Annotated in this window: 31 protein-coding genes and 2 pseudogenes; 8 read left to right on the top strand and 25 right to left on the bottom strand. The window is 65.4% G+C overall.

Features of this window, described 5'->3' with window-relative positions; genetic code table 11:
- Position 1: 1 nt before the first annotated feature.
- The 5 genes from FNL56_RS12310 to FNL56_RS28825 all read right to left on the bottom strand — a co-directional run bounded on the left by FNL56_RS12310 (position 2) and on the right by FNL56_RS28825 (position 7,056).
- Positions 2-778 (bottom strand): glycoside hydrolase family 19 protein, encoded by a 777-nt coding sequence (locus FNL56_RS12310; protein ID WP_143582020.1) that lies wholly within the window; start codon positions 776-778, stop codon positions 2-4.
- 51 nt (positions 779-829) lie between these two features.
- Positions 830-1,900: a DUF2793 domain-containing protein gene (locus tag FNL56_RS27680; RefSeq protein WP_168202916.1), complete on the bottom strand. Its 1,071-nt coding sequence runs from the start codon at positions 1,898-1,900 to the stop codon at positions 830-832.
- 223 nt (positions 1,901-2,123) lie between these two features.
- Positions 2,124-5,981 (bottom strand): baseplate multidomain protein megatron, encoded by a 3,858-nt coding sequence (locus tag FNL56_RS12300; protein ID WP_143582019.1) that lies wholly within the window; start codon positions 5,979-5,981, stop codon positions 2,124-2,126.
- Positions 5,981-6,421, bottom strand: a complete 441-nt coding sequence (locus tag FNL56_RS12295; protein WP_143573011.1) for an NlpC/P60 family protein — start codon at positions 6,419-6,421, stop codon at positions 5,981-5,983. Before FNL56_RS12295 ends, FNL56_RS12300 begins: the two co-directional genes overlap by 1 nt.
- Before the next feature lie 530 nt (positions 6,422-6,951).
- Positions 6,952-7,056 (bottom strand): helix-turn-helix domain-containing protein, encoded by a 105-nt coding sequence (locus FNL56_RS28825; RefSeq protein WP_368039343.1) that lies wholly within the window; start codon positions 7,054-7,056, stop codon positions 6,952-6,954.
- A gap of 170 nt (positions 7,057-7,226) precedes the next feature.
- Between FNL56_RS28825 and FNL56_RS12285 the strand changes: the two genes are divergently transcribed.
- Positions 7,227-7,544 (top strand): antibiotic biosynthesis monooxygenase family protein, encoded by a 318-nt coding sequence (locus FNL56_RS12285; RefSeq protein WP_143582018.1) that lies wholly within the window; start codon positions 7,227-7,229, stop codon positions 7,542-7,544.
- Between the two features lie 176 nt (positions 7,545-7,720).
- On the opposite strand, the gene FNL56_RS12280 is transcribed toward FNL56_RS12285, so the two are convergent.
- From FNL56_RS12280 to FNL56_RS12235, 10 genes are all read right to left on the bottom strand, one after another.
- The gene (locus tag FNL56_RS12280) at positions 7,721-8,851 is read right to left on the bottom strand and encodes a lanthionine synthetase C family protein (RefSeq protein ID WP_246660944.1); all 1,131 of its coding nucleotides are present in this window, start codon (positions 8,849-8,851) and stop codon (positions 7,721-7,723) included.
- Between the two features lie 455 nt (positions 8,852-9,306).
- Positions 9,307-10,215, bottom strand: coding sequence for a DUF2163 domain-containing protein (locus tag FNL56_RS12275; RefSeq protein WP_143573008.1), 909 nt, complete (start codon positions 10,213-10,215; stop codon positions 9,307-9,309).
- 180 nt (positions 10,216-10,395) lie between these two features.
- The gene (locus FNL56_RS12270; protein ID WP_143573007.1) at positions 10,396-11,034 is read right to left on the bottom strand and encodes a DUF2460 domain-containing protein; all 639 of its coding nucleotides are present in this window, start codon (positions 11,032-11,034) and stop codon (positions 10,396-10,398) included.
- A 161-nt stretch (positions 11,035-11,195) separates the two neighbouring features.
- Positions 11,196-11,747 carry a phage tail tape measure protein gene (locus tag FNL56_RS12265; RefSeq protein ID WP_143573006.1) on the bottom strand — a complete coding sequence of 184 codons (552 nt, stop codon included), beginning with the start codon at positions 11,745-11,747 and terminating at the stop codon, positions 11,196-11,198.
- Entirely contained in the window at positions 11,740-11,943 is a 204-nt protein-coding gene (locus FNL56_RS12260) for a rcc01693 family protein (protein ID WP_143582017.1), read from the bottom strand. Before FNL56_RS12260 ends, FNL56_RS12265 begins: the two co-directional genes overlap by 8 nt.
- Positions 11,940-12,260: a gene transfer agent family protein gene (locus FNL56_RS12255; RefSeq protein ID WP_143573004.1), complete on the bottom strand. Its 321-nt coding sequence runs from the start codon at positions 12,258-12,260 to the stop codon at positions 11,940-11,942. Before FNL56_RS12255 ends, FNL56_RS12260 begins: the two co-directional genes overlap by 4 nt.
- 178 nt (positions 12,261-12,438) lie before the next feature.
- Positions 12,439-12,846 (bottom strand): phage major tail protein, TP901-1 family, encoded by a 408-nt coding sequence (locus tag FNL56_RS12250; protein ID WP_143573003.1) that lies wholly within the window; start codon positions 12,844-12,846, stop codon positions 12,439-12,441.
- 11 nt (positions 12,847-12,857) lie between these two features.
- Positions 12,858-13,268, bottom strand: coding sequence for a DUF3168 domain-containing protein (locus tag FNL56_RS12245; protein ID WP_143573002.1), 411 nt, complete (start codon positions 13,266-13,268; stop codon positions 12,858-12,860).
- 16 nt (positions 13,269-13,284) lie between these two features.
- The gene (locus FNL56_RS12240) at positions 13,285-13,605 is read right to left on the bottom strand and encodes a head-tail adaptor protein (protein ID WP_143573001.1); all 321 of its coding nucleotides are present in this window, start codon (positions 13,603-13,605) and stop codon (positions 13,285-13,287) included.
- Positions 13,602-14,168 carry a head-tail connector protein gene (locus FNL56_RS12235; protein ID WP_143573000.1) on the bottom strand — a complete coding sequence of 189 codons (567 nt, stop codon included), beginning with the start codon at positions 14,166-14,168 and terminating at the stop codon, positions 13,602-13,604. The genes FNL56_RS12240 and FNL56_RS12235 overlap by 4 nt, the downstream gene beginning before the upstream one ends.
- 60 nt (positions 14,169-14,228) lie before the next feature.
- Between FNL56_RS12235 and FNL56_RS12230 the strand changes: the two genes are divergently transcribed.
- The 4 genes and pseudogenes from FNL56_RS12230 (at position 14,229) to FNL56_RS12215 (ending at position 16,561) form a co-directional block, all read left to right on the top strand.
- Positions 14,229-14,981: a S1 family peptidase gene (locus tag FNL56_RS12230; protein ID WP_246661648.1), complete on the top strand. Its 753-nt coding sequence runs from the start codon at positions 14,229-14,231 to the stop codon at positions 14,979-14,981.
- Between the two features lie 88 nt (positions 14,982-15,069).
- Positions 15,070-16,089, top strand: coding sequence for a hypothetical protein (locus FNL56_RS12225; protein ID WP_143572999.1), 1,020 nt, complete (start codon positions 15,070-15,072; stop codon positions 16,087-16,089).
- Between the two features lie 35 nt (positions 16,090-16,124).
- Positions 16,125-16,241 (top strand): annotated as a pseudogene (locus FNL56_RS28400) (S1 family peptidase); the annotation flags it as partial.
- A 125-nt stretch (positions 16,242-16,366) separates the two neighbouring features.
- Positions 16,367-16,561 (top strand): hypothetical protein, encoded by a 195-nt coding sequence (locus FNL56_RS12215; RefSeq protein ID WP_143572998.1) that lies wholly within the window; start codon positions 16,367-16,369, stop codon positions 16,559-16,561.
- 89 nt (positions 16,562-16,650) lie between these two features.
- Here FNL56_RS12215 and FNL56_RS12210 read toward each other — a convergent pair whose 3' ends face one another.
- The 5 genes from FNL56_RS12210 to FNL56_RS12190 form a co-directional block, all read right to left on the bottom strand.
- Entirely contained in the window at positions 16,651-18,000 is a 1,350-nt protein-coding gene (locus FNL56_RS12210) for a DNA-packaging protein (RefSeq protein ID WP_143576139.1), read from the bottom strand.
- Positions 17,888-18,517, bottom strand: a complete 630-nt coding sequence (locus FNL56_RS12205) for a hypothetical protein (protein WP_143572997.1) — start codon at positions 18,515-18,517, stop codon at positions 17,888-17,890. The genes FNL56_RS12210 and FNL56_RS12205 overlap by 113 nt, the downstream gene beginning before the upstream one ends.
- Positions 18,518-18,723: 206 nt before the next feature.
- Entirely contained in the window at positions 18,724-20,085 is a 1,362-nt protein-coding gene (locus FNL56_RS12200; RefSeq protein WP_246660942.1) for an FRG domain-containing protein, read from the bottom strand.
- Positions 20,086-20,214: 129 nt separating this feature from the next.
- Complete coding sequence (locus FNL56_RS12195) at positions 20,215-20,748, bottom strand: hypothetical protein (RefSeq protein ID WP_143572996.1); 534 nt, start codon at positions 20,746-20,748, stop codon at positions 20,215-20,217.
- Positions 20,745-21,128, bottom strand: a complete 384-nt coding sequence (locus FNL56_RS12190; protein WP_143572995.1) for a hypothetical protein — start codon at positions 21,126-21,128, stop codon at positions 20,745-20,747. Before FNL56_RS12190 ends, FNL56_RS12195 begins: the two co-directional genes overlap by 4 nt.
- Before the next feature lie 312 nt (positions 21,129-21,440).
- Between FNL56_RS12190 and FNL56_RS12185 the strand changes: the two genes are divergently transcribed.
- Together FNL56_RS12185 and FNL56_RS27675 are read left to right on the top strand one after the other, a co-directional pair.
- The gene (locus FNL56_RS12185; protein WP_168202915.1) at positions 21,441-21,818 is read left to right on the top strand and encodes a hypothetical protein; all 378 of its coding nucleotides are present in this window, start codon (positions 21,441-21,443) and stop codon (positions 21,816-21,818) included.
- Between the two features lie 87 nt (positions 21,819-21,905).
- Entirely contained in the window at positions 21,906-22,070 is a 165-nt protein-coding gene (locus tag FNL56_RS27675) for a hypothetical protein (RefSeq protein ID WP_168202914.1), read from the top strand.
- An 84-nt stretch (positions 22,071-22,154) separates the two neighbouring features.
- Here FNL56_RS27675 and FNL56_RS12180 read toward each other — a convergent pair.
- Together FNL56_RS12180 and FNL56_RS28395 are read right to left on the bottom strand one after the other, a co-directional pair.
- Positions 22,155-23,147, bottom strand: a pseudogene (locus FNL56_RS12180) (phage major capsid protein); the annotation flags it as partial.
- Positions 23,045-23,413 (bottom strand): phage major capsid protein, encoded by a 369-nt coding sequence (locus FNL56_RS28395; RefSeq protein ID WP_246661534.1) that lies wholly within the window; start codon positions 23,411-23,413, stop codon positions 23,045-23,047. The gene FNL56_RS28395 and the pseudogene FNL56_RS12180, both read right to left, overlap by 103 nt.
- Positions 23,414-23,643: 230 nt before the next feature.
- On the opposite strand from FNL56_RS28395, the gene FNL56_RS12175 reads away from it, so the two are divergent.
- Positions 23,644-24,138, top strand: a complete 495-nt coding sequence (locus tag FNL56_RS12175; protein WP_168202913.1) for a Spy/CpxP family protein refolding chaperone — start codon at positions 23,644-23,646, stop codon at positions 24,136-24,138.
- 36 nt (positions 24,139-24,174) lie between these two features.
- Here FNL56_RS12175 and FNL56_RS12170 read toward each other — a convergent pair whose 3' ends face one another.
- From FNL56_RS12170 to FNL56_RS12160, 3 genes are all read right to left on the bottom strand, one after another.
- Positions 24,175-24,867, bottom strand: coding sequence for an HK97 family phage prohead protease (locus tag FNL56_RS12170; RefSeq protein ID WP_143572991.1), 693 nt, complete (start codon positions 24,865-24,867; stop codon positions 24,175-24,177).
- 250 nt (positions 24,868-25,117) lie between these two features.
- Positions 25,118-25,300: a hypothetical protein gene (locus FNL56_RS12165; protein ID WP_143572990.1), complete on the bottom strand. Its 183-nt coding sequence runs from the start codon at positions 25,298-25,300 to the stop codon at positions 25,118-25,120.
- On the bottom strand, positions 25,293-25,529 hold the full coding sequence (locus FNL56_RS12160) for a hypothetical protein (RefSeq protein WP_143572989.1): 237 nt from the start codon (positions 25,527-25,529) through the stop codon (positions 25,293-25,295). The genes FNL56_RS12165 and FNL56_RS12160 overlap by 8 nt, the downstream gene beginning before the upstream one ends.
- Positions 25,530-25,565 lie beyond the last annotated feature (36 nt).

Below are 25,565 nucleotides of genomic sequence, written 5' to 3'. Positions count from 1 at the left end.
TTCATGCCCTCCGAAAGGCCGCGGTGACCGCGGCGATGATGCGGGATATTGTTGAAGACGCAGCGGCGGCGGGTGCGTCCGCCGGCAAAGCCGGCGCCGCGGGCATCGCCGGCGCCAGCGGCGGCGACGAGGCCAGCACCACCGGCGCATCGCCGAGCGCAGCCTTCCACTTGCCGAGCCACGCCTTGCGCTGCGAAAGGCCGATGGTGCCGCCGTTCAGCCGTCGGGTGACGTTCAGCACATCATCGGCTTTTGCGAATGGCAGGCAGCCGCGATTGACGAAATCGGACACGCCGCACAGCAGGAAAAAGCGCGGGTCGATCAGCCATTCGGGATGCGCCACGACATCGAGGCCGGTGGACTTGCTGACCCGCTGATAGCCCTCGCGCCCGGTGGTCTGCGAGGCGCCGCGGCCGCGAAACGTCCAGCCGTCGTCGGAGCCGGTGCGGTTGCCCATCCGGCCGTTGTAGACCTTGTTGGCCAGCGCGCGCGGATTGCCGGCATAGGGCTGCGCGCTGGCCATGGTCGGAAACCGCGACGGCCACACCTGCATCATGCGGCCGGCGCTATAGTTCAGGTTTTCCACCACGTCGCGGCCGGCGCCGCATTCGTGGGAGATCTGCGCCATCACATGCGCGACCAGCAGCGGCGACGAGATGCCGTAGCGCGCGAACACCGCGGGCGCAGATGCGATCATGCCGGCGCGCAGCACCGGCACTTTCGCGTCGCCATTGGGCCACAGGCGCGTCAAGGCGGCGCCGAAGGACGCATCTTGCATGGTCGTTCTCCAGGGTTGACGGAACGATGGCTGGGGATCGCGCAAGGCCACTCAGGCGATGCGGTGACCGTAAAAACTGTTCTGCGCCGCCGCGATATAGCCGTCGTTGGTTTCCATCATCGCGAACACCGCGATCGTATCGCCGGCGGCAAGCTTGAGCAGCGCCTGCGACTGCAGCATCGTCTTGTTGCTCACCACGCTGCCGGCGGTCTGCACCCTGGCGTCGTCGAGCAATTCGGTGCCGTTCTTGTAGAGCGTCGCGGTGACGGTCGAAGGCACCGTGGCGTTGGCCTTGAACATCAAACGGAAGCCGAGCAGATAATATCCGGCCGTCGGTGCCACGAACTGATTGTTCGCGGTATCGAACGCGCTCTGGTCGTTGTGCCGGGCGCTGTTGAACGAGATCCTGGTGAAGGTGTTGGCGGCGCAATATTTGTCGAAGTTCAGATAGGCGAGAAATTTCGGCGACTGCTGCAGCGTAACCTGGCCGTTCGACTTGTCGATCGACAGCGCCGTGAAGAAGCCCGATCCATCCGGCGACACTTTGACGGTGAAATTATCGTCACCGAGATTGCCGAACAGCGCGCGCGTCGAGAACCCGTCCTGAAAGATCACGCCGACATCACGTTCCGCAGCCGCCTTGTTCAGCGTCAGGCGCATATCGCCGCTGCCCGGCGTCACATCGTCCTGTGACAGCAGCACGGCATCGGATTTCACGCTGAGCCGGTTACCGGCGTTCGCACGGGTGTTGATGCCGACATGCGCAGCGTTGTCGAGCGCCAGACTGCGCAGGTCGCGCCAGATAGCGCCGTCGAACACCATCATCACGGCATCCGCCACCGACCACACGCACCAGCCGCGCTTCGGCGCGAGAAACGCCCACGCGCCGTCCTGGAAACTGGCGATGGCGTGGCCCTGCCCGGCCCACGCCCCGCCCGCCGCCGCCGCCACGACATGGCGCTGGCCTTCGGCGGGCGACACCGGCGGCGTGCTGCGGATCATGTCGAGCACGGCGATCTGGATCGCGGCGTCGAGTATCCGCAGCGCCTCATTATGCGTGACATGCTTCTGCGCCTGGCCGCCCTCGATGAAGGGCAGCCCGAGATTGGGAGTGTCGGTCATGTGGATATCCCTGCAGCGAACGTCTGTTTTTCACCCTCCCCTGGAGGGGGAGGGTCGAGCGCGCCATCAGGCGTGCTCGGGGTGGGGTGAAGGCGGTGCGATGGGGCAACCGACGTGAGGCCGTCGCGGACGCTGTCACCCCACCCCGGCGCCCATCATGCTTCGCATGTCGGGCGCCGACCCTCCCCCTCCAGGGGAGGGTCAAATCACAGCGACAGCGATACTACACTTGCAGCGTCACCTCCGCGACCTGCCCCGCGCCGACCGTGGCGGAGAGCTGTGCGACACGAATGTGCAGCGCGGTTTGCGGCGCGCCGAAATCGGCGAGCTCGTGGGCCGTCGCGTATATCGCCTGCGATGTCGCGACCTCGAACGTCCGCACCACGCTGCCGCCGGACAGGATCTGCAGCCGATACGCTTCGGCAGCTTCGCCGAGCGGCACCTCGATGCCCCAGCCGTCGCCGTCCTGCCTGCTGCGGCGGATCCACGAAACATGCACGCCGTCGGCCTGCCGGATGGCGCGGAGATGCGCCGGCGCCCAGGGTTTCAGCGCGGTGGCGTCCGGCGTCACCGTCAGCGCCACCGCGCTGGCATCGTCATGGCTGCGACCGCAGGCGACAATGCGCAGCCGCATCGCGCGGTCGAGCCGGTCGAGCCCCACAGCAATCGGCACCAGCCGTGAATCGAGCATCACGAAGGCCGCGCCCGCCGGCAGCACCGCGACCATCGCGGGCTCCGAACCCGCCTGCCCGCGCAGCAGAAGCGACAGCAGCCAGGTCTGGCTGCCGACCAGCTCGGCCTGCGCGAATTGCAGCACTTCCCAGCCGCCGTCGGGATGGCGCAGCGCCGCGGCATTGCCGCCCGCCAGCACGCGCGCCTCGCTCAGCGACGTCAGCGCGCCGCCGTACAATCGCACGCGAACACGATTGCCGCGGTCCCAGCGCGCCACCGGCCCGGCCGGCAGCGCGTCCAGCGTCTCACCGAGCACGGAAGGCGCCGTCGCCGTGGCGGCGATCTGATAGCTCGCCTGATCCGGCGACCGCCAGATCGCGACCGTGCCCGGCCACGGCCTGGCGAACACCGCCAGCCGCGTCAGCACGTCGGGTTGCGCGGGATCGATCGGCGGCAGATTGAGCGCATGGACGGCGACCTGCCCGAGCGCGGCGGGGATCGAAGGCCGGCGGATGTCCGGCACGGCCAGCGGCACCGCAAACACCTCCGGGTCGATGCTGCGCGCCGTGACCGCGCGCGATTGCGTATCGACGAGGCCGTCGATCTCGAACAGCCGGCGCCGTCCCTTCAGCGTCAGCGCCACGACATCGCCCGGCGCCAGTTTCAGCGCGTTCATGCCGAGGCCGAATTCCGCGCGCTCGCGGCCGGCCCACATATCCTGCAGCCAGATCTCGGCGCGCCTTGTCGCCGCCGCCTCGTCGGTGATGATCGCGAGGTCGGCGTGCAGCATCCGGCTGGCGCCGCCGGTCAGTTTTCGCGAGGTCACCGCCGCGCGGCGATAGTCGCCCAGCGGATCGCTGAAGCCGAGCGAGACCTGGCGCGGCAGCTCGGTCTCCTGCGCGCGGGTCAGCCGCGACAGCGCCACCTTTCCGGCATCGACCAGATCGTCCTCGGCGATTTCCATCACGGCCATGCCACCGCGCGGCACGAAGCGCAGCGTGCCGTCGGCGGCGGTGGCGTTGAACGCGTAAGCGCTGGCCAGCGGCTCGATCATCGCGCGCGGCGTCATCGGGCGGTCCACCACATAGCCGTCGCAACTGTCGCGCAACGCCGAGGCATCGACGCCGCCGACACCGGCGTCCGCCAGCAGCGCCGCGACCAGCGCATCGAGCGGCGCGCCGCCGAGCCGGCCACTCAGCCAGTGCCCGGCGTGCCAGTTGGCGGCGTCGCCCCAGATGTCATCGGCGGCCGGAAACACCGGGAACGGCCGGGCGTCCCAGGTCCACAGATGGATCGCGGAGACCTCGACCATCCGCCCGCCATAGATTGGCGAGACCGGATTGTCGGTCGCATCGGCGCCGAACGCGGGATCGAAGGCCTGCAGCACCGCCTCAAGATAGCGCCGCTGCATCAGATCGTCGCGCGCGCCATCGGAGAAATACGGCGCGAAATTCTCCGAGGATTTCGGATCGGGAAACACGCTGGGCTGGTTGGCGCCCTTGTCGACCGCGGGACAGCCGAGTTCGGTGAGCCAGATCGGCTTGCTGCCCGGCACCCAGCCGGTCGGCGCGCCCAGTTCGACGCCGCCGGCGCGCTCGACATGCAGGTTCGACCACCAGCTCCACAGATCCTTGACGCGGTAGGTCCAGGGCTTGCCGAGCCCGTCGGTGATATCGACGCGGTCCTGCGCGTCGCGCGCCTCGTCATCGGAATAGTACCAGTCATAGGCCTCGCAGCGGCGGACATTGCCGCGCAAAAAGCCGCGGTCATAGATCGAGGTCGCCTGCTGCGAATCCAGATGGCCGGCCTCGTCGCGCCAGTCGGCCAATGGCGCATAGTAATCGATGCCGACCGCGCCGATCGCGGGCGAGGCCCACAGCGGATCGAGCGGAAACCGCACGTCGCCGTCGAAAACATCGGCGCCATATTCGGTCCAGTCCGCGCCGTAAGTCACCAGCGCGCCGGGCAGCGTCGCCTTGACCTCGGCCGCCAGCGACACCAGCGCATCGACCGCCGGATAGAAGCCGCCGGCGCGCAGCCGCGTCAGCGCCTTCAGCTCCGAGCCGATCAGGAAGGCATCGACCCCGCCGGCGGCGGCGCAGAGCTGCGCATAATGCAGCACCAGCCGGCGATAGTTCCAGATGCCGCCGCTGAAGAAATTCGCCACCTGCGCGGCAACCGCCGCGGTGCCCTGCGGCGAGCCCGGCCGTCCCGGTGCGGGATCGCAGGTGATGCGACCACGCCACGGATAGGTCGGCTGCGACGCCGCGCCGCTATAGGGGTCGGTGAGCGCATTGCCGGCGGCGATGTCCATCATCACGAACGGATACAGCGTCACTTTCAGCCCGCGCGCTTTCAGCTCGGCGATCAGATGCGTCACGCTGGCATCCGACGGCGTACCGCCGAACGCCGCGCGACCCTCGATCTGCGATACCAGATAGGCCGATGCGCGCGTCACGCCATCGACCGACCAGGCCAGCGGACTGGTGGTCTTGGCGGCATTGTCGATCCCCGGCCGCACGACGCAATGGCCGGCGCGGAGATCGGACCCGAACCACGCCACCACGAGCGCCACGCGCTCGAGGTTCGGACAGACGCCCTGCAACTCGTCAAGCGCCGCCACCACATCGGAGCGCGCATGCGCGACATGGCGGTTCTCCGGCGCCGACTGGCCGGGTCCCGTCACCTGCACCACGGCCGACGGCTCGTAGCCGAATTCGGTACTGCCGGGGATCAGCGTGACGGCGCGCGTCATGTTTTCCAGCAGGCCGATCGGGCGCACCACCTCGAACGACAATTGCGGAATCCGGTTGCCGAAACTTGCCAGCGCGAGGCGCTTGAACACGACATAGGCCAGCCCGCGATAGGCCGGCGCATTGCCGGCGCCTTCTTTCGCCACGATCAGCCCGTCAGGTGGCTGGGTCTCGTCGCCGCGATAGACGCGGAGATTGATGCCATCGAGATCGAGCGGCTTGCCGTCGGCCCAAATCCGACTGACGCGGCCGATGCGGCCCTCGCACAGCCCGACGGCGAAATTGGCGAAGTACGTATAGTCCGTCGTCGTGCCCGTCGAACTGGCGCCGGCCGCGGCAAAGCCCTTGCCGCCGCTGTCGTCCGCGTTCTCCGTCGTCGTCGCGACTTCTTCGAGCTGCGTCGCCCAGATCACCTGGCCGCTCAACCGCGCGCGGCCATAGACGCGCGGGATCGGCGCGCCTTCGGTCGAGGCCATCACGTCGAGATCGGCGAGCCGTGGCCCGGTCGTGCTGCGATCGCCGCCGCCGCTGCCGAACAAGGCCTGGTCGAGCATGTTGCCGGCCACCGCGCCTGCGATGCGTCCGGCGATCGCGCCGATCGGCCCGAACACCGCGCCGAGCGCGCCGCCTGCCGATGAAAGTACGAGCGCTGCCATCAGCCTACTCCGGGAAATGCAAAGGCAAAGGCCAGCCGCCGCCGCCACCACGGCGCCAGCGCTACCTCGCAGACCGACGCGCCGTCATGCGCGTGCACCATGGTGGCCTCGCCGGTCGCGATCGCCGCGTGCTTGGCGACCAGCCCCGCGCGCCAGCGGAACAGCAGGATGTCGCCGGCACCGAACGTATCGAGCGCAACCGGCACGAGATGCCGCAACGCCGCCTCCGCCAGCGCTTCCTCGCCTGATGCTTCCGCCCAGTCCGGCGCATAAGGCGGCGGCGCTTCCGGCTCACAGCCGACGCAGCCCCGCCACACCCCGCGCACCAGACCGAGACAATCGCAGCCTGTGCCCTTCAGCGACGCCTGATGCCGGTAGCGCGTGCCGATCCAGTCGCGCGCCTCGGCGACAATGGCGGCGCGGGTGAGCGGATGGGGCATGGGAAATCTCTGATCGAAGTGTGGATTTCTTCCCTCTCCCCTTGTGGGAGAGGGTGGATCGAACGCGAAGCGTTCGAGACGGGTGAGGGGTAGCCGCAGTCTCCGACTGTGCAGCCCCCTCATCCGACCGCGCTGCGCGCGGCCACCTTCTCCCACAAGGGGAGAAGGAAGAGGCCGCGACTTTCGCGCATTGTGCGGCTTAGCTATTCGCTGGTGATTATTTGGTGACACTCACCCCACGCTCTTCGGCAGCACCAGTGACGCGCCGCTGTCGCTGACGGTGCCGGCATTGGGATAGCTGAGGACGAAACCGTTGCCGGGATGGATCCGCATTGAAGCGTCGGGATCATCACAAAGCGAAAGTGCACCAAGCTATGGACGCCGACAAGCCGGCATGACTTTGACGTTGTCCAGTTTTGAGATGAAAGCGACCAAGTCGAGCCGTCGGAAAATGTCCGGTATCTTGCATACAGCGGCTGGCAGATTGCCGGGCTGTCTGGTCGCGTTTGACTCAAAACAGACATCGGCAATTACGGACCGCCGCTTGCGACAACGCCAATGTGCTCTTCGAGTTGACGAATACGCGTCGTGTTGTTGGATTGAACGCGGTGCAGCCGCTTGGCTGCGCGTGACACCGCCTTCGCGCACCACGGCAGCAAATATCTGACGATCCGACAGATCCACCTGTTCGGCGATATCTCATCAAGAGATGTTTTTGATCCTTATTATTCATTTCATACGATGAGTAGCATTGGGTATAGCCTGATCTGAGACGACGGCATCATCAGAATAAAAAGGACATCCCATGATCGTCACGGTATTTCGCTCCCGGATGAAGCCCGGTGCCCAGGACGAGTATGGTCCGATGGCAAAACGCATGAGCGAACTGGCGAGAACAATCCCCGGCTACATATCGCACAAGGGTTTCGTTGCGGACGATGGGGAGTGGGTGACGATCGTCGAGTTCGAGACCGAGGAAGCGCTTCATCAATGGCGTATTGATCCCGAGCACGGCAAGGCAAAGAGGCGTGGCGTAGAGTCCTTTTTCAGCGAATTCAAATACCAGATTTGCAGCGTTATTCGGGAGCGGATGTGGACAGCAAAGGCGCCCCGCTGCGCTTGAATGATCATCAATCGAAAGCAAGGGAGGCGATCGGAATGGAAATTTCAGCCGTAGTGCTGGCGCGCGCCGACAGTTTATTTCAACAATAGTCTATGTAGGTTGTTGGCACACAGCGGCTGGCGGATTGCCGGGCTGTCTGGTCGCGTTTGATCCAAGGCGGTCCTAGCTCGCTAGAGTCAGAACACATCGATAGTTGGGAACCGAGCGTCCCCTGTGATGCAATCCCAAAGGTAGATTGCAAGACCGATGTCACCGGTCCAAAGCGAATACCGACCGCGGCCAGCAACCATCTGAGCACCGCGATACTGGAAGATGGCAGTCATGGCAAACCGGCGCGCGCGGTCGAGCCAAATCTGATCATTCGTGCGTCGGTAGAGCTTGAGGAATGCGTAGCCATTTCCACCCGTGCCGTGGCAAAGGTTCGAGCCCTTTGTTAGCGGTCCGGCGGTCCAAGCAAAGCGCCCGCCATCCAACAGAAGCGCGTCGAATTCCGGCGTAGCGAAGGGCGCGTCAGCAAAGGTCGTAACCATTCCCGGCGCGCCGTGACAGTGCTGGCATATGAACAGTCGCTTCTCGCGCTTGCTTCTCGGACCCCATGTTGCTCCAATTTCGTACCGCCATGCATTCGCTTCAAGCGTCTTCGGCACAAATTCGGCCACGTGCGCTCGCTGCGCCGCCGTCAACCAATTCCATCCGAGCAATAAAGGGATGACGTTGCCGGCGAAGCCGTGAACTGGCCCGAGAAAGCGGTCTTTCGCACCGTAAAGATCCTGGGTCCAAAGTGGACCTTGCGGCGTGTCCTCCAGTTCGGCAAATAGCCGCGCTGCCTGCACTTGAAAGAGGCCGCGCCATCGCTCTTCCTCCGTCAACTTGCCCATGTGGACTGCCGCAACCATCGACCCCGGCATACCCCACATGAGTTCTCGGATTGGCAGTCCATCATTTGATTCGGCGCGCCTATAAACCAGGTCGGCGAGGCTCGATGTCGGCTCAAGGCGCATTGCGAGAAGTGCCGCCCCCATGTCGCCGCGAAGCAGTGAGCCATGCTTCTCGTAACCAGTCGGCGAACTGGCTTGGTGGTCGATAACTGTCCGATCTATCAGCTCTGGCAGCACAGAGCGAAAGTCTTCGGCGACACGGGTAGCCCCTATCCGATGTAAGTAATCGAGTGCCCAAATGACACCCGCCGCGCCCTTGTAGAAGCTGGGGTCGCCATCTCCCACCCCGTCGTCACTGGGGTGAGCCGGCCAGAAGGTGTCGGGATGGAAATGGGTGACCGCATCGGCCGCAATTTCTTCGATCGCCACCCGAACATCCGATTCGTTCCAAGCGTCCTGTACAAGCGGACGATGACGTCCAGGGGTAATCATTGCGTAGGGGCTCCTGAGCGCTATCCATCTGTATTTCAGATGAGGCAAGTAAGGATCGCACGATTGAACGAAAGCTATTTTAAAGCGTGCCGCTCGGCAAACCGACTGCACCATCTGAAATGGTTCAACGCGGCGCAGCAATGAGGAGTCAATGTCTCCCTCTGGCACTTTTCGGACCTGAGGCGATCTCCAATTTAAGGCTGCAATACGGCGGATAGCGGACCTGCCTCAAGCTCCCACACAAGCGCGCAATTTATGAGTACACGCCTAGAGACCCCTCATCCGACGCGGACTTCGTCCGCGCCACCTTCTCCCACAAGGGGAGAAGGAGGAGGCCGCGACTTTCGCGCATGATGCCGCTTGGCTCTTCGCTGGTGATTATGTGGTGAAACTCACCCCACGCTCTTCGGCAACACCAGCGACGCGCCGCTGTCGCTGACGGTGCCGGCGTTGGGATAGCTGAGGACGAAGTCGTTGCCGGGGATATGCGGGAAGCCGCGAAAATTGTCGGCGTTGGCGAAGCGGTCGCGGCAGGTCGCCAGCAGCTTGTCGCAGCCGGCGGTGAGCGTGAAGGCGTCGCCGATCGCGACTGGCTCGGGCATCGCCTGCCACAGCGTCAGCCGTACCTCGCCGTCGATGTTTCGATGCAGCTTGATCTCGATCGACAGCCCGGCATTGCCGCCGCTGACCCAGCTCAATCGGCCGGCGCTGAACCAGCGGTCGGCAAAGCCGTCGAGCCCCGTGGCGGTGAACAGCGACGTGCCCTCGACCGCCTGCACGCTGCCGCTGCCGCGATAGGCCGCGCTGGCGAGATCGACGCGGCACCGGGCATCGCCGAGATCGGCGCCGCATTTCGCGGTGTAGAGCCGGCCGCTCTCCTGCGACAGCAGATCGGCCTGCCCACGCAATTCGGCGGTGAAGGCGGTGCCCTCGCGCCTGACCTCGCCGAGCCTTCCGCGCGCCACCAGAAGCTTCAACGTCACGTCGCTCCAGTCGACCAGCCAGGCCTCGATTCCGGCGGCGTCATAGCGCCCGGCGGCGAGATCGGCCTCGGTCAGCACGTCGTCATCGAGCGCGCCGGCCACCTCGCCGCCATCGACCGACAGATCGAAGCGCTGCGAGGCCTCCGACGCGCCAAAGCCGGTGCCGGCGCGATAGGTCACGCCGTCGATGACCAGATCGCGATCATGGTCGGTAAAACCCAGCACGCCGCCATCGCGGCGCGACAGCTTCCACAGCTGCGCCAGCGTGGTGACGCCGGAGTCCAGTCTGGCCTGCAGTGCTGCGGGAACGCTTCTCATGGCCCTTCCTTTCTTACCCTCCCCTGGAGGGGGAGGGTCGACGAGCCAGACGCGAAGCGTCTTGCGAGACGGGGTGGGGTGGGCCGCGAGCGCAACTATCAAACGTGTCACCCCACCCCGCTCATCCCAATGCTGCGCATCGCGATGAGCGACCCTCCCCCTCCAGGGGAGGGTGAAAGATCATGGCCGGATCTCCACGATCGGAATTTTCGGGATCGCCCCGGCGGTGAAGGCGGACAGATCGACTTCGAGATAGTCGGTGTCGAACCGCACCGGCACATCGAACAGGAAACCGGCGGTGATTGATGCGCCCGCCGGCGGCCGGTGCAGGGTCGCGAAGGTCACCATGCCGGTCGTCACATCGACACCGAAGCGGTCGCTTGCGACTTCCACGCCGCCGACCGCGACGCGCACGCTGCCGCTCACCGGCTTGGCAATCGGCCGCGCATAGGGCGCCGGTCCCTCGCCATAGCTTTTCAGCAATTGATAGGTCGCGGTGGTGCCGTCGCCGGCGCCGATGCCCTGGTCGAATGGCGACGGCGGCTGCCCAGGCTGCGCCGACGAATGGTCGAGCCGGTCGCGCCAGCGAAAGCCATGAAGCTGGCCACGGCGTTCCTCGAAGAACGCCACCACGCTTTGCAGCGCACCGAGCGTCTTGATGCCGTAGCCGGCGTCATAGCGTCGCCGCGAATGCGCCCAGCGCGCATTGCGCTGCTCGCGCCCGGAGCCGAACGACACGATCTCGGTGCGCCGCTCCGGCCCGCCGGCGCTCTTCATGGTGATGTCGAGCGGAAACAGGATCTCGTGGAAGGCGGTCATGATGATTTCCATGAAGAAGGCCGTCATCCTGAGGCGCTCGCTCGAAGAGCGAGCCTCGAAGGATGCGACCACAAACGCTGGCGTCTGCGGCACATCCTTCGAGGCCGTCGCATGTGCGACGGCACCTCAGGATGACGGCGGAGTTTGTTGCAACACCGGGATCACAAACTCCGCTGCCCCCTCGCCACCGCGCGCGCGATCTGGCCGGTGAGGTAGCTCTCCGAGCGGCGAAAACTCTCGGCATCGGGCGTCGCGATCGAGATATGGATATTGTTGCCGCCGCCACCGCCGGCGACGCCGAGCCGGCCGTCGGCGCCGCGCTGCAGCGGCATGATCGCCTCGGGCCCGGCCTCGCCGGCGAGGCCCACGCCGCCATCACCCAACGGAAAGTAACTGGGCGCGCCGATCACGCCGCCGGCGGCGAACAGCCGCATGTTTGTCGACGGCGTGCCGGACAGCCCCGACGTCAGCGCCTGCAACCCGCCGCCCAGCGCGCTCTCCAGCGGCCTGAACGCCGCCTTGACGGCCAGATCCGACAATTTCAGCGCCAGCGATTTCAAGACGTCCTCGAACGCCTTGCCGCCGGTGACCGAACTGGCAAAGGCCTGCGTCATCACTTTGGAAAAGCCGCTCACCGCCGCGGTCAGATCCAGCGTCTTGCCACGCAGGCTGTCGAGCGTGCCGGAGGCCGACCAGTCGCTGCTATCACTCATGGCGCACTCCCTGGTCCGGAAAGCGTTGCATCAATTGTTCGAGCCCGCCGCGATCGATCGGCGTCACGGCGGCGCCGCGCACGCCGATCACCGCCTGCGAAAGCTCGCGCGGCGTCATCTGACAGAACGCGTCAGGCGAAAGCCTGAGCACGCCGAAGCCGAACTGCATCGCCTCGTCCCACGGAAACGGCTTCATGACGTTGTCCGCTCCGTGAAGGTCGCCGCGATCAGCTCGGCCGCGATGCCGACGAAGCCGGCCGCGCCGCCCACCGCGGTCATCGCCGCCACCTCGTCGTCGCCGATCGCTTCGCCGGCGCCGCGCAGACCGGCGCCGAGGATGCGGATCAGATCGCGCGCCGACAATTTTCCCGAGCCGAAGCGTTCGGTCAGCGCCACCAGGTCGCCGGCGCCGAACGCCGCCTCCAGCTCGGCCAGCGCGCCGAGCGTCAGCACCAGCGTATGCCGGCGCCCGCCGAGCACGGCTTCGATTTCACCGCGATGGGAATTCGGCATGTGGATCTCCTGTTTACCCTCCCCTCGAGGGGGAGGGTCGACGAGCCAGACGCGAAGCGTCTTGCGAGACGGGGTGGGGTGAGCCACGCGCGCAACTATCGAAAGTGTCACCCCACCCCGCTCATCTCGATGCTACGCATCGCGATGAACGACCCTCCCCCTCCAGGGGAGGGTGAGATCACAGCGCCGCAAAATTCAGCGCGCCGGCGCTTTCGAGGGCGACGTCGAAAATCACCTCGCCATTATGCTCGCCGGAAAACTCCAGGCTGGCGATCTGGAACAGGCCCTGGATGGCGCCGAAATCCGGCACCATGACCTGGCAGTCGAGGATCGCGCCGTCGAAGAACGCCTGCCGCGCCATCGCGTCCGACGCGCCGTCCCGGAACAGCCCGCGGCCGGACACCGAGGCGCGGCGCACGCCGGCGCCGGCCAGCAGCTCGCGCCAGCGATCGACGGATTCGGCGTGCGTGATGTCGACCAGCTCGGCGTTGAAGGCGATCCGCCGGCTGCGCAATCCGGCGACGGTGACATAGCCCGCGCCGCTATCGATCTTGACCAAAAGGTCCTTGCCCTTCTGTGCGCCCATGATGTGCTCCGTTAAATCGAGGGTTCGGTGACGGCGCGAAACCGCACCAGAGAATGATAGGTGCGGCCGTCGGCCTCGCGGCGGATGTCGGCGATGGCAAAGCGCAGCGTCACGAGGCGATGACCGGCGGGCGCCAGCGGCGCGTCGTCGAGCGCGGCGAGCAACGCGCCGGTGATGACATGGGCCTCCTTGTGGCCGCCCTGCCGCGACCAGGCGTGCAGCGTAAGCTGATGCTCCTGGGCCGGCGCGTCGTCGCCCGAAATATCCGTGAGGCGGGCGTCGCCGAGCGTCACATAGGGAAAGGCCGCGTCGCGCGGCGGCGCGTCATGGACATGCGGCCCGCCGAGCGCGGCGGCAAGTCCTGTGTCCGAGACGAGCGCGGCATGGATCGCGGCGCGCAGCGCGACATGGGCAGCAGGCATGGTGAACTCCCTGGGACTAGTCGATGCGCCACTCGGCCTCGATCTCGACGAAGCGGCCGTCGTCGATGTCGCGGAACGACACGATGCGATAAAGTCGCGCGCCGTCGCGCAGCCGGTGCTGCAAGCTCAGCGCCACGCCCCCGCGCAGCACGACGCGCACGCGCACGCTCGCGCCATCCGCATCGGCCTCGACGTCGCGCCGCGCGGCGATCGGCATTACCGCGGCCCATAGCGTGGCCTGCGGCGCGTAGCTGCGGCTGACGCCGCCCTGCCCGTCCTCGAGCTCGACCGGCGCCTCGATCATGAGCCGCGTCTTCAATCGCCCGGCGTCGATCATAGCGACACCCCCCGATACGGGCCGAGCAGCGCGGCGACGCCGGCCGGCAGCAGCGCAGCGTTGCCGCCGATCGCCACCACGCCGCGAAAATCGTACCAATGCGCCACCAGCATTCGCAGCGCCTGGCAAAGCTGTGCCGGCACGTCGGCGCCCTCGTTGCCGTAGCCGAGCTCGACATCGAGCTCGATGCCGGCCGCAGCCCGGCCCGGCGCCGGCCATGCCCAGCCGGGCGACGCGACCGCATCCGCCGCGACGTCGACCACGAAGCGCTGCACGTCGAGCGCATGCGAAACGCCGGCCGCGTCATACACCCGTGCCGCCACCACGCGGCGCAGCGGCCCGGCGCGCAGGATGAGGCGGCCATCCTTCGGCCAGCCATCGCGCACGACGCGCCAGGTCTGCGTCAGCAGCGCGCGCCGCGTCAGCGCCTCGATCTGGCCGCGCGCCGCCGCGATCAGCGCCGCGATCACCGCGTCGTCGTCCTCATGTTCGACGCGCAAAAACGCCTTCGCCTCAGCGAGCGACAACGGCTCGCCGGCTGGCGGCACAAGGATGATCGGCATGGTCGCTCCTGTGGACGGGGTGAGTTGACAGATCGCGCGCGGACGGGCTCACATCCGCCGATGAAGCCGCCGCTCAAAACATGCATTGCTGCACTGGTCGCGCTCGCGCTGATCGCGCCCGCCTCCGCGATGGTCGGCGGCGCGCCGGAGAGCAGCAGCGGCATCGCCGCCTCGATGATCACGATCGTCGGCTCGCGCGGCAATTTCTGTTCCGGCGCGCTGATCGCGCCTGACCTGGTGCTGACCGCGGCGCATTGCCTGCACGGCAACACCGACACCAAGATCGTGCTGTATGACGCCAGCCGCGCGCCAAGCTTGCGCGACGTCCGCCGCGTGGCGCTGCATCCGCAGTTCAACCCGCAGGGCATCCAGGCGCGCCGCGCCAGCGCCGACGTGGCCTTGCTGCAACTGAGCCAGCCTTTATCGAAGCCGGTGGCTGCGCTCGGCGTGCCGCTGGAGCCGATCGCCGCCGGTCAATCCTTCACGATCGCCGGCATCGGCGTCACCCGGCCGGGCGACGGCAAGAGCGGCGGCACGGTGCGCGCGGCATCGTTGATCTCCACCAGCCAGCCCGGCCGGCTGCAGATCAGACTGGTCGATCCGGCGAGTGGCGGGCTTGGCGCCTGCACCGGCGATTCCGGCGCGCCGGTCGTGCAGCCGCAATCCGGCCGCGCGACCATCATCGGCGTGGTGTCATGGTCGACGGGTCCGAACAACACCGCCGGCTGCGGCGGCCTCACCGGCGTGACCCCGCTGACGCTGTACCGCGACTGGGTGGTGCAGACGGCGCGCGGCTGGGGCGCGGGGCTGTAGGCATCGACACCGTTTGACCCATATCAACGCAAGGTTGTGGATCAAACGGTTATTCTTCTTCGACTGAGGCAAGATGTCGGAGGAAATAATGACCGATTCCACCCAACCGGACTCCACTCCGCAGCCTGGCTCGCCCAAGCCTTCGCGCAAGGCCCGCAAGCCTTCGACGGCCAAGGCAGCACCGGAAAAGCGCATGCCGTTCCACACCCGCGCAGACGAGGAACCCGACGTCTATCATGACCATGCCTGCCCGGCCGGCAAACGCATCCTCGCCACCAACTATGAGGAAGGCACCGGCGGACGGCAGCGCTGCAGCATCTGCGCCAAATACGGCTATGAGCAATATGCAACGTGGATGGCGGCAAATCTTCGGGAGCGCGAGGCCGATGTTGCCAAGCGCACAAAAAAGCTCAACGACGTTCTTGCCGACATTCAGAAGCTGGAAGACGAAATCAAGCAACTGAAGGCCGACAAGAAGCCACTCGGCGATCGGGCATCAAGGCTGATACGGTTGAACGAGACCGCCGAGCGCTTCACTGGCGAGATCAACAAAAAAGCGCTCTTCCTGAACGAGCGCAGGGAATTGTCGAAAAACTACACCGAGGCCTATTCGGGCGTAACTGCGAAGCACCCGCTCGAACACGTCGAACTGCTCGCCGACGTCGGTATGAATGAAGCCCGCGACCGATCTGCGCATGCCAAGAAGTGCGTGATGTACGGATGGCTGAATTTCAACGGCGGCCTAGCCACCTTCCCGTCCAATCCCAAGCAAATCAGCGACTGGTCCTTGCACGAGAGCCGATTTCGCGACAGCCCCGACGATTACAGCCGCGCCAGCTACATCGCCAGCCTGACCGATTCATTGCACGCAGCCGATGCGCGTCTCGCCGACAGCGATCCGGCAGCTCACGATCCGGTCCATGGCGCAACCAACTGGTATAGTCCCAAGGCGCTCAGAAGTATGGGACTGCAGCCACCGGACTGGAGCAAGAAATTCAAGCGGGTGAAGGTGGAGGGGATCGACGACGACGATTTCATTTTCATGATCGATCCTGCCAAGGACGGCAAACAATATCTCTACCGGCCGGACGGCACGGCGCGACCATAGCGTTGGTGCAGCAACGCTCCGGCGCCGCGAAAAACGTCGGGGTGGTGTCATGGTAAACCGGGGCGAATAATACCGCCGGCTGCGGCGGCCTCGCCGGCGTGACGCCGCCGACGCTGTACCGCGATTGGGTGGTGCAGACGGCAAGAGGCTGAGGCGCGGGGCTGTGAGGGCCTGCGCAAATTTTGGGCAAGTGCCTCGACGATTCACCACGCTCAGAGAGTTCCATTGCAACGACGCGGGACGCGCTCTTACCTTGGATCAACCAAGGGGGGTGGCGATGGCGAAACCCGGCGAAGTTGCCGACTACATCCACGAGATGTGCCTTCATCTGGCCGGCATGGCCAAGAACTCCAACATGCACACTCTGTGCTACCTCCTGCAATTGAGCGCGCTGGAAGCGGCGGATTTGTCGGGTCTTCCCCGCCCTCAAAAAACGCGACGCAAGCAACCGTTGAGACGGCTGCTCTCCTGATCACCGGCTGATATCCGATGTAGGGACGCCGCATGGCGTCCGATGCCGCAGCCGGTGCGATAGAAGGGCGGGCGTCGTTTTCGGCATGCTTACAACAGCCGTATCCGCGGCCCGCCGAAAGTCCGCTTCGACATCATCGCGGTGATCGCCCAGACCAGCGCGTCGAGCCGGTCCGGCGAGCGGCCGGACGACAGGCCGTTCAGGCCGAAGTCGCACATCTCGTCTTCCAGCTCCGGGAAGGCGCCGACATGCTTCACCCTGCCCTGCTCGTACAACGCCGCCACCGGCTCGGCGCGCAGATATTTGCCGCGCGTGGCGTGCACCTCGCGCAGCGGCACCTCACTATCGACCTCGCGCAGCACCGCGCGGACCATCTCGCCGCCCATATTGACCTCGGCCACCAGCGTGTCGGCGTGCAATCGCCGATACAGCGCCACGGCCTTGTGCGCCCAGGCGGCCGGCGACAGGCCGCGCGCGGAGGCGTCCTCCAGCACGAAGTACATATCGTTCTCGGTGCGTCCGGCGGCGACGATGCCGCAGGCATCCGCGCCGGGTTTTGACGAGCCCGGCGGATCGATCGCCACCACGATGCGCGGCAGATCAGGCGCGGCGTCCACCCGGCAGGCCTCGATCCGCGCCCGCGACCACAGCGCGTCCGGCCGGTCCTCGATCAACTCGCCTGACAGTTCCTGCCGGCCCATTCGCGTGCCGGCATAGCGGCCGACCACGGCGTCGAGAAACGCCGGCGCCAGGAACGCCGCATTGGCCTGCGTCGGCGCCCGCGTCACCCGCGTGCGTGGGTCGGTCAGCAGCCGCTTGATGATCGGCAAAGGCCGCGGCGTCGTGGTGATGAGCTGGCGCGGCCGGTCGCCGAGCCGCAGCCCGAATTGCAGCGTGTCGAACGCCGCTTCCGCATAGCGCCATTTCGCCAGCTCGTCGCACCACGCCGCCTCGAATTGCGGACCGCGCAGCGCGTCCGGCTCCTCCGCGGAATACACATTGGCGATCGCGCCGTTCGGCCATTCCAGCCGCTTGCGCGTCGCGGTCCATTGCGGCCGCTCGGCGCGCGGCGAGACGTTCAAAATGCCGGACTCGCCCTCGATCATCACGTCGCGGGCGTCCGACCAGCTCTCGCCGACCAGCGCGAGGCGGCCATGCGCGCGATGGGCGAATGGCGGAAGGCCGAGCGCCATCGCCCGCAGCCATTCGGCGCCGGTGCGCGTCTTGCCGGCGCCGCGACCGCCGAGGCTCAGCCAGGTCGTCCACGGCCCGCCATTGTTGCCGGTCTCGGCATGTTCCTGATGCCGATGCGCCAGCGCCGCGAAATCATGCTGCAGGCGAAGCTGGGCCTGGAGGTTCGCCTGCGCCAGCCAGTCCGTCGTCAGCCCGGCTTGCGACAAACGCCTCAATGCGGCGCGCAAGCGCGTCACGGAATCCATCGAGGTCGGCGGGCATGTCGTCATGCTGGGCATCGGCACTCACGCTTCCCGGCTCGCGCAGCGCGCGCACCTTGAACAGGGTCTGGGTCAGGGTCGACAGCGTGCGGGCCACGCGCTCGGATTCCGAGGGCCGCATGGCGACGCCGCCGCCGGTGCGCCGCTCCACCCTGGCCAACTCGCGGACCACCGCCTGCTCCAGCCGCAGCGCCAGCGGCAGCGCATCCTTGTCGGCCGCTTCGGCCTCCAGGATGGCGGCCTCGGCGGCCAAGGCCGCGGCGCTAGTGCCCGTGGCCGGCGCGGTGCCGCGCAACTCCGCCGGCAATTCGCGCGGCGGCCTGTCGCGCCGCATCGGCCAGCCCTGCCGCTTGGCGGTCGCGGTCACCGTGTTGCGATTCATGCCATAGGATTCCGCGATCGACGCCGTCGTCTCGTCGGTCTCCACATAGCGCCGGCGGATGTCGGCGAGCGCCTCGTCCGTGAAACCGCGGACGCGATTGTGCAGCGGTGGATCGTTCATGGGGGGCACCGGGCGTAACCGCCATTGGCTGCTGGACGGGTGGTAACTTCAAAGGCCTGTGGGCGGTTCAGCCCAAAGGGCGTAGTCCGCCGGGCAAAATTAACGGCGCTGCTGCGGCGGCTTATGGCGCGAAGCACGCCTAGCCCGCACTACAATCTAAGGCAGACTAGCTGGCATTCAACTCTTAAAAGCGCGGCTGTTTCTTGTCACAAGCGCTGCTCGGTAAGACGTTCCCGCAGGTGAATTGCTGTCTGGTCAATGCTTGGATAGACCGTGGTGGCGTTAATGTTTATGCGGTCAAGCTGGCGGAGAATTTGCGCCTTGTTCTGGATCGTGACCCGGCTAATTTCGATCCCCTCTTGGCCCGCATCGGGAAGGGCCGCCTCGTGCCCAAAGAGCAGAAAGGCGCCGGACTGCGATTTGATTCGCGTGTTGGTGCGCTTGGCTTTAACGCAGATGATTGACCTAAGATCGTCGGGAACGATCCGCCCTTCAAAAAACCCCTTCTCAGACTTGATGTGGTGGAGAAGTTTTCCAGCGACGTTCGTCTCGTTGAAAGCATCTTGGTCGAGACTGAGATCAATTTCGTTCTTCTGTACGTAGGTCAGGTTTGAGAGGTTTGCTAGGCAACTCACAGTGTCCGAATCGTAATATTTCACGCGATCTGATGAAACCTGGAAGACGATAACCTCACCGTCGATCTTGAGTTCATCCGGCTTGCCCGAGCAGGCGAAAAAAAGTGCCACCAGCGGATTTCCAGAGATGTCGAGCAGCCGTGTTGGAAGGCCGTAGTGCTGCATTCGAACGATGCGGTCGAAGCAATACTGATCTCCATGAAACTCATCGTGATGAGCTATCAGCAACTCCTTGCAAAGACGATCTTCGCTCGGCATAAACTGCCAATCGCCATTTTCCCATTTGCGCAGCAGGGACGGCGTCAGTTCATACCGGGCGTCCATGTGACCTCGAAAGAACGTCTCGGTCGCCTCCTTTGCCGACGAGCCGTAGAGCAGTTTCAAGAATGACTCCACGCTGTCGGCAACGCCAAGGATTTTCTTGTCGCGAGGCGGTGGCTGGATCCCAACAACGGCAGGGGCAAGCGCGCCTTGCGACACGAGGTCGGCAAAATCGGGCTTGATTTTAGCTAGCCGAGCTAGAACCTCCTTCGCGTCGCCTTCTCGGACTGCCCAGTGAGTGCGGTAAAGCTGAAAACGATCCGCACCAAACACCGCCCCGGCCGTCTCGATGTTTTCAAATACTACTTCACCAAAATCGATAAGAGTCACGAAGGTGGTAGAGACCTCTTTTCGCTCTGGCGCGGTGTAGGAGATACGACCGTACTTAATGAGCATGGATACGACGCTGCCGGTCGATCTGATCTCGCTGCACAAAAAGGTAGGCAGCGTCTCAAGAAAGGAAATCGCTGTGGGATCAAGGCCCTCAAGTCTTTTTTCGATATCAGGAGGCGTGTACTCGAACATGCGCCCACGGCCCATGGTTACCACACCGACGTTTCCCTCGATATACTCCCAGTTACCGAAGGAAATGTAATTGAAGCTGTTTACCATTCGCCTAAAGTCCATACGGTGAGATTAGCCCGAATGGCATGACTCGCTACCCCTCGATTAACCGCGCTGTTGTTGCAGGAGAACGCGCTAAGCGCAAACCCGCACTGCGCGCAGATTATTGGTGCTCGATTAAGCGCTTTCGGCTTCTGCTTCCATCTGCTCGCCGAACGCATGTTCGACACCGGAAAACAGATTAAGAAAACGAGTGAGACCACCGATGAGAAGCGCATAGGTGCCGATGACAGCTGCGACTAATAGGAATAACGGAGACTTTAGGGCGACCATCGCAAACATAGCCTGCCGGGCTTCTGTCATTATTCGACGAGCTTCACCCTGCGCATACTCATCGACAATCCTTCTGATTGCCTTGCTCGATTCAGATGGACCTTCAGTTTCGCCCGCGGCAATCGCGAATATAAAACGCGTAAGAGTCAACTCGTGAGCAAAGCGGATCAACGAATTGAGTGCGTCGCGCACTTGCCTATACTCGGTCGAATCAAAATCGATGTGCCCTGCATGCGCTAAATCAAACCACTGATCGCGACGCTCGAAGACAATTTGCCTAGCAAAATCGGTGGCTGTCTGCTGCCAAGGACCGAACAGAAAAAGCAAAAGCAAGGAAAATGCAAATAGTCCGGCGATCGCTTCGGCATAAACGGTCATTTGATCAAGTCTCCCGGATGCGTCTGGCCTGTAGTCGTTAAGCCGGAACTACTACGGCCAGAATCAATGATGGTTTCGAGGCGCTTGATTCGCTCCTGTAAATAATCAACTTTCCTGTGACGCAATTTGCGTTCAGCTATAGCCCATATGGTCGTTGCGCTAATGCCTGCCAGCGCTATCGCGAATTTCAGCTCTGCAAATGCCGAGAAAACCAGCGATACTGCGATCGACAGGTTCGTATCTTGACCTCCTAATGCCTCCAGCGCCTGAAACGCGAAGTAGAAAACAGCGACGGTTGCTGCGGACCGTATCGCTGTTCGTATCGTGGCATAGAGTTGATCAACATTGCTTGGAGCGCGGTCGGACACTGCTTGGGACATTTGGCCTCACCTACAACTTGAAGTAGGCATGTTCGCGGCCGAAAATCAAGGTTGCTCACTCGGATACCATGTGCCGGTGCCGAGCCTGTAGCGTGATATCTGACGTTACTGGAAGCAGGCATGGTTGTCGTCATCGATGCTGCGGACAGACGCGCGTTGCGGACCAAGCAACATCGTAAACGTCAGAATTTAGAGTTCGGTTACCGTTTGCAGAAGCCATGAATGTCTCTGGTTCTCGTATAATCAGACTCGACAATCCGTTCTTGTTTCGTTCTAATCACCTCCATGACTGACAGACCCGCGAGCTGGCGCATGCCGACACCGAAACAGATGGACAAACTGGCCGCCGACGCCGCGCGGCGCGCGGCCGTGCCGCCGGAGCCGGTGCCTGGGCCGGGCGATCCCCTGCCCGAGGCCTATTGGGACGCCGTGCTGCGCGATCCTCGCGGCCGCACAAAGGGCGTGCCGATCCAGAGCCGCCGGCTGGCGGAAATCCCGCTTCATCTGTTGCGCGTCTGGTGCCGGCGCTGCGACCGCACCATTGAGATCCAGACTATCGATGCCATCCGGCTCAATGGCCCGAACGCCGTCTGGCAGGACGTCGGCCGAAGGCTGCTCGACAATGGCTGCCAGGAGCGCACCGGCAGCCATGAGGACGACGGCTGCTGGCCGGCGTTCGAGGAGCGCTGACGGGCCGCGCGCACCCGCGCCGCCCTGCGCAGGAGGTGATGTGGTAGCAGTCATTCGCAACGCCGCGAATCGTGGGGAATCGACGACATGACCTATCTCAAGCGAAACTGGATGTGGCTGCTGGCGGTCGTGCTGATCGGCTCGGCCGTGGCCGGCACCTTCGTCTATAAAAGCAAATGCCGCGGCGTCGATGCCTGCGCGGCAGCCGAGGCGGAGAGCCACGAGCGCGACCGGCCGAGCGAGCCGCAGTGATCCTCACAAACGTGGCGGATTACGGCGCATCCGCCTTCGCCCTGCGGGCTCTGGCGGAGGCGCCTAACCCGCCCTACGCATTCGTCAGCTCACCGCAAACTTCATCAGCTTGATCGCGTCGAAGTCCTGCACGCCGCCGCCGACGCGCTTGGTGGTGTAGAACAGCACGCAGGGTTTCGCGCTGTAGGGATCGCGCAGCACGCGGACGCCCTGGCGGTCGACGATCAGATAGCCGCGGCGGAAGTCGCCGAAAGCGATCGACAGCGAGTTCGCCGCGACGTCCGGCATGTCTTCGGTATCGGCCAGCGGAAAGCCGATCAGGCTGGCGCGGCCCGACGCCGTGGCCGGCGGCTGCCACAGATAGGTGCCGGTCGAGTCCTTGAACTTGCGCACGCTGGCCTGGGTGCGCCGGTTCATCACGAAGCTCGCATTCTGCCGGTAGCCCGCCCGCAGCGCATAGATCAGGTCGATCAGCGTGTCGGACGGATTGCTCGCCGCAAAGGAGCCGGCTGCGCCGGAGGCGACGTAGCCGAGGTTGCCCCAGCTCCACGACGCGTTGGCCACATTGGTATAGCTGAGAAAGCCCTTCGGCTTGTTGACGCCGTCGCCACTGACGAAGGCCATGCCCTCCTGCTCGGCGAACACCTGGTCGATCTCGCCGGCCAGCCAGGCGTCGAGATCGACGGCGGCATCATCGAGCAGCGTCGAGGTCGCCGCCGGCATGGCGTAGAGCTCCATCGCCGGGAACGATAGCGCATCCAGCGACGGCGAGGCGGTCTGCGTCCGCGCGCCGGTCTCGCCGACCCAGCCGGTCGCCGGCCCCGTGATCAGGAACGGCTTCTTGTAGACGCTGCCGGAGATCTCGCGGACGCCGGAAATGCTGCGGATCGGCGAGATCACCGCCAGCCGCGCGCCGATCGCCTGCTCCAGCTCGACCGGCACCAGATGGCCGCCGTCGGGATTGGAGCCGATCGTCATCGCCTTGGTCTCGATCGCGCGCAGCCCTCGGTGTCGCCGGAGCGCACATAGGTGTGGAACGCGCTCTTGTGCTCCCTCGCGATCGCCGCCACCTCGTCCGGCCGCCGCCCGCCCTCGATCGCCGGCCGCGCCTGCTTCAGCGCGACCTCGTCGAGCCTTCGGTGCTGCGCGTCGAGCGCGGCGTTGATGCGATCGACCTTCTGCTCCAGCACGACGTCGCCGCGGCCGCGCTCGAGTTTGGCGAGGCGCTCGTCATTGGCCGATTTGAATTCCTCGAACGTCGAGCGCAGCTCGTCGACGCCGTCGCGGCCGGGCGCAAAGCCGGCCTTGTGCTCGGGAGCGGTGTCGGTGATGTCATAATCCATGGTGGTCTCCTGGTTTGTGGGTGATTTCGGGGTGAACGGACATGCGAAGCCGCCACGCGCGACAGCTCGCAACAAGCGGATCGACGGCGTGAATGGGTCGGTCGCGCGGCGTCGGGTTTGTCGCTGGCGCGCTGCATCCCCTGCCGGTCGCCGCGGCAGGATTGATCTGTCGCAATGCGCCGCGCGGTCGAGCGGCGAGTATGTGCGCCCTGCAACGAGAGGGTTCGGACATGACACTGCTTCGTGGAATGATGTTCGCCGCACTGCTGCTGGCGGCGGGTGGCGGCGCGGCCTCGGCCCAGCCGTTCAACGGACCGCCGATGATGATGGATCGCGGCTTCTGGCCGGGCCACGGGCCGGAGAGCGCCCCGGGGTTCGGGCGGATGTGCCGGTCCGGTTCGCGCGCCTTCACGGTCGCCAGCGCCAGCCGCGTCGCCCAGGATCTGCGGCTCGACGACACCCAGCGCGCCGCCTACGAGGCCTATGCCGCCAGCGCCGCGAAGGCCGCCGAGACGATGCGCGCCGCCTGCCCTTCCAGCCCGTCGCGCAGCGTGCCGGCCCGGATGGAGGCGATGGAAAGCCGCGCCGGCGCCATGATAACGGCCATCGCCATGGTGCGCCCGTCGCTCGATACGTTCTATGCCGGCCTCACCGAAGCGCAGAAGGCGCGGTTCGATTCCGGCTCCGGCCGCCGCCACTTCTGGCACATGCGCGAGGCCTGGTAACGCCGCGGTCGCGCCCGGTGGCGATCCGTCCGACGATCACCGTCGCGGCGGGTCGGCGCCCGGGTTGCACGCCCGCAGGCTGAACATGGCTCGCGCCGCGACGCCCTGCAGCGCGCGCTTGCGCTCGGCGCGGCCGCGCAGCGAGGTCGTCGCGCGGCCGCGTCTCGCCGGCGCCGGTACGTCCGCGGCGCCGGTGAGATCTTTGGACAGGCTGCCCTGCTGCATCGCCTGCCAGTCGCGTTCGGCCTGGGCGCGGCCCCGCGACGGCGGCGCCTGTTTCACCGCGTCGATGCGGGCGCCGTCGAGCAGCGGGAAGGTGACGATGGAAATCTCGAACAGATCGACCTGGTACAGATGGCGGATCCGGCTGCGCGGCTCGATCACGCCGCGCTTCGTGCGGTAGCCGATCGACAGCCCGTCGATCGCGCCCGAGCGCAGCAGCGCCAGCAATTCGCGGGCGCGGCGCACGTCCGGAATCAGTTTGCCGCGCGCGCGCAGCCCGCGAAAATCCTCTGTTAGTTCGAGCCAGATGCCGATCGGCTCGGCCGGGTCGTGCTGGAACAGCATCGGGATTTTGCGCAAGCCGCGCGTCTTCAGCGTTTGGGTGAAGGCGCCGGGCATCACCATGTCGCGCGCCTGGTCGACCGCGCCGAACAGGCTGGCATAGCCCTCGATGGTGCCGTCGGCATGCAGCTTCAGCCGCGACGAAGGGGTGAGCGGCGCATGCATCGGCAGCCTCGCAGGGTGCGGGGGAAGAAGTCTGAATTGTTCGGTGCGGCGCCGATGGCCTCCCCCCCCTAGGCGGGAAGGGTCGGCCGAACGGACGACGATGCGACAGCATCGTTGGAAGTGGAGGCCGGGGTGGGGGTGCCACAAGCGACGGCGCGCGTGGCACCCCCACCCGGCCGCGCTATCGCGCGTCCACCCTCTCCACCCGGCGCAGCTGCGCTGCGCCCTGGGGAGAGGGAAGAAAGAAGCCCTACCCGGCCTTGCTGCGTTTCACCGGCTTGCGGCGCGGGGATTGCTCGCGCGGGCGCCTGGTCGTCGCCGCGCGCTGCAAGGCATCCAGTTGCGCCAGAAATTCGCGGAACACGTCGAGATGGTCGGGGCCGGATTTGGTGTCGGGGCGGATCGAGCGCAGCATCTGGTGCAAACTATCCATGATCGCTCCTCGCATGGTCATCATCGGGGCTATCGACCAGCCGCAGCCTTCGCTCGGCGCGGCGGTTGAAGGATTGCAGCTCGCGCACGAAATCGTCGAAGCGGCGCATCGCGGCCACCAGCTCGCGCAGCAGCAGGAACGCCGCGGCACTCGCCGCCAGCGCCCATGACAGCAGAGCGAGATGCGCCAGATCGCCCCGCTCCGAGAAAATCCGGATCAGGTCGGTCATGTCGGTTGAACCTGTGCAGCGGCAATGACGCGGGCT

The organism is Tardiphaga sp. vice304 (assembly GCF_007018905.1).
GTDB lineage: Bacteria > Pseudomonadota > Alphaproteobacteria > Rhizobiales > Xanthobacteraceae > Tardiphaga.
The sequence above is the reverse complement of the archived record's forward strand: the minus strand, read 5'-3'. Positions and strand labels throughout refer to the sequence as shown.

Coding starts and splice junctions, on each gene's coding strand:
- FNL56_RS12245 (WP_143573002.1), bottom strand. CDS start 13,268: ATGCCTGCTGCCCATGTCGCGCTGCGCGCCGCGATCCATGCCGCGCTC.
- FNL56_RS12255 (WP_143573004.1), bottom strand. CDS start 12,260: ATGCCGAATTCCCATCGCGGTGAAATCGAAGCCGTGCTCGGCGGGCGC.
- FNL56_RS12310 (WP_143582020.1), bottom strand. CDS start 778: ATGCAAGATGCGTCCTTCGGCGCCGCCTTGACGCGCCTGTGGCCCAAT.
- FNL56_RS12275 (WP_143573008.1), bottom strand. CDS start 10,215: ATGAGAAGCGTTCCCGCAGCACTGCAGGCCAGACTGGACTCCGGCGTC.
- FNL56_RS12160 (WP_143572989.1), bottom strand. CDS start 25,529: ATGACCGACCTGATCCGGATTTTCTCGGAGCGGGGCGATCTGGCGCAT.
- FNL56_RS12185 (WP_168202915.1), top strand. CDS start 21,441: ATGCCGACACCGAAACAGATGGACAAACTGGCCGCCGACGCCGCGCGG.
- FNL56_RS12250 (WP_143573003.1), bottom strand. CDS start 12,846: ATGGGCGCACAGAAGGGCAAGGACCTTTTGGTCAAGATCGATAGCGGC.
- FNL56_RS28395 (WP_246661534.1), bottom strand. CDS start 23,413: ATGGATTATGACATCACCGACACCGCTCCCGAGCACAAGGCCGGCTTT.
- FNL56_RS12170 (WP_143572991.1), bottom strand. CDS start 24,867: ATGCATGCGCCGCTCACCCCTTCGTCGCGGCTGAAGCTGCATGCCGAC.
- FNL56_RS12270 (WP_143573007.1), bottom strand. CDS start 11,034: ATGACCGCCTTCCACGAGATCCTGTTTCCGCTCGACATCACCATGAAG.
- FNL56_RS12235 (WP_143573000.1), bottom strand. CDS start 14,168: ATGCCGATCATCCTTGTGCCGCCAGCCGGCGAGCCGTTGTCGCTCGCT.
- FNL56_RS12285 (WP_143582018.1), top strand. CDS start 7,227: ATGATCGTCACGGTATTTCGCTCCCGGATGAAGCCCGGTGCCCAGGAC.
- FNL56_RS27680 (WP_168202916.1), bottom strand. CDS start 1,900: ATGACCGACACTCCCAATCTCGGGCTGCCCTTCATCGAGGGCGGCCAG.
- FNL56_RS12240 (WP_143573001.1), bottom strand. CDS start 13,605: ATGATCGACGCCGGGCGATTGAAGACGCGGCTCATGATCGAGGCGCCG.
- FNL56_RS12260 (WP_143582017.1), bottom strand. CDS start 11,943: ATGAAGCCGTTTCCGTGGGACGAGGCGATGCAGTTCGGCTTCGGCGTG.
- FNL56_RS12175 (WP_168202913.1), top strand. CDS start 23,644: ATGACACTGCTTCGTGGAATGATGTTCGCCGCACTGCTGCTGGCGGCG.
- FNL56_RS12265 (WP_143573006.1), bottom strand. CDS start 11,747: ATGAGTGATAGCAGCGACTGGTCGGCCTCCGGCACGCTCGACAGCCTG.
- FNL56_RS12190 (WP_143572995.1), bottom strand. CDS start 21,128: ATGTCCCAAGCAGTGTCCGACCGCGCTCCAAGCAATGTTGATCAACTC.
- FNL56_RS12200 (WP_246660942.1), bottom strand. CDS start 20,085: ATGGTAAACAGCTTCAATTACATTTCCTTCGGTAACTGGGAGTATATC.
- FNL56_RS12195 (WP_143572996.1), bottom strand. CDS start 20,748: ATGACCGTTTATGCCGAAGCGATCGCCGGACTATTTGCATTTTCCTTG.
- FNL56_RS12300 (WP_143582019.1), bottom strand. CDS start 5,981: ATGGCAGCGCTCGTACTTTCATCGGCAGGCGGCGCGCTCGGCGCGGTG.
- FNL56_RS12230 (WP_246661648.1), top strand. CDS start 14,229: ATGAAGCCGCCGCTCAAAACATGCATTGCTGCACTGGTCGCGCTCGCG.
- FNL56_RS12295 (WP_143573011.1), bottom strand. CDS start 6,421: ATGCCCCATCCGCTCACCCGCGCCGCCATTGTCGCCGAGGCGCGCGAC.
- FNL56_RS12215 (WP_143572998.1), top strand. CDS start 16,367: ATGGCGAAACCCGGCGAAGTTGCCGACTACATCCACGAGATGTGCCTT.
- FNL56_RS12205 (WP_143572997.1), bottom strand. CDS start 18,517: ATGAACGATCCACCGCTGCACAATCGCGTCCGCGGTTTCACGGACGAG.
- FNL56_RS12210 (WP_143576139.1), bottom strand. CDS start 18,000: ATGGATTCCGTGACGCGCTTGCGCGCCGCATTGAGGCGTTTGTCGCAA.
- FNL56_RS12165 (WP_143572990.1), bottom strand. CDS start 25,300: ATGGATAGTTTGCACCAGATGCTGCGCTCGATCCGCCCCGACACCAAA.
- FNL56_RS12225 (WP_143572999.1), top strand. CDS start 15,070: ATGACCGATTCCACCCAACCGGACTCCACTCCGCAGCCTGGCTCGCCC.
- FNL56_RS27675 (WP_168202914.1), top strand. CDS start 21,906: ATGACCTATCTCAAGCGAAACTGGATGTGGCTGCTGGCGGTCGTGCTG.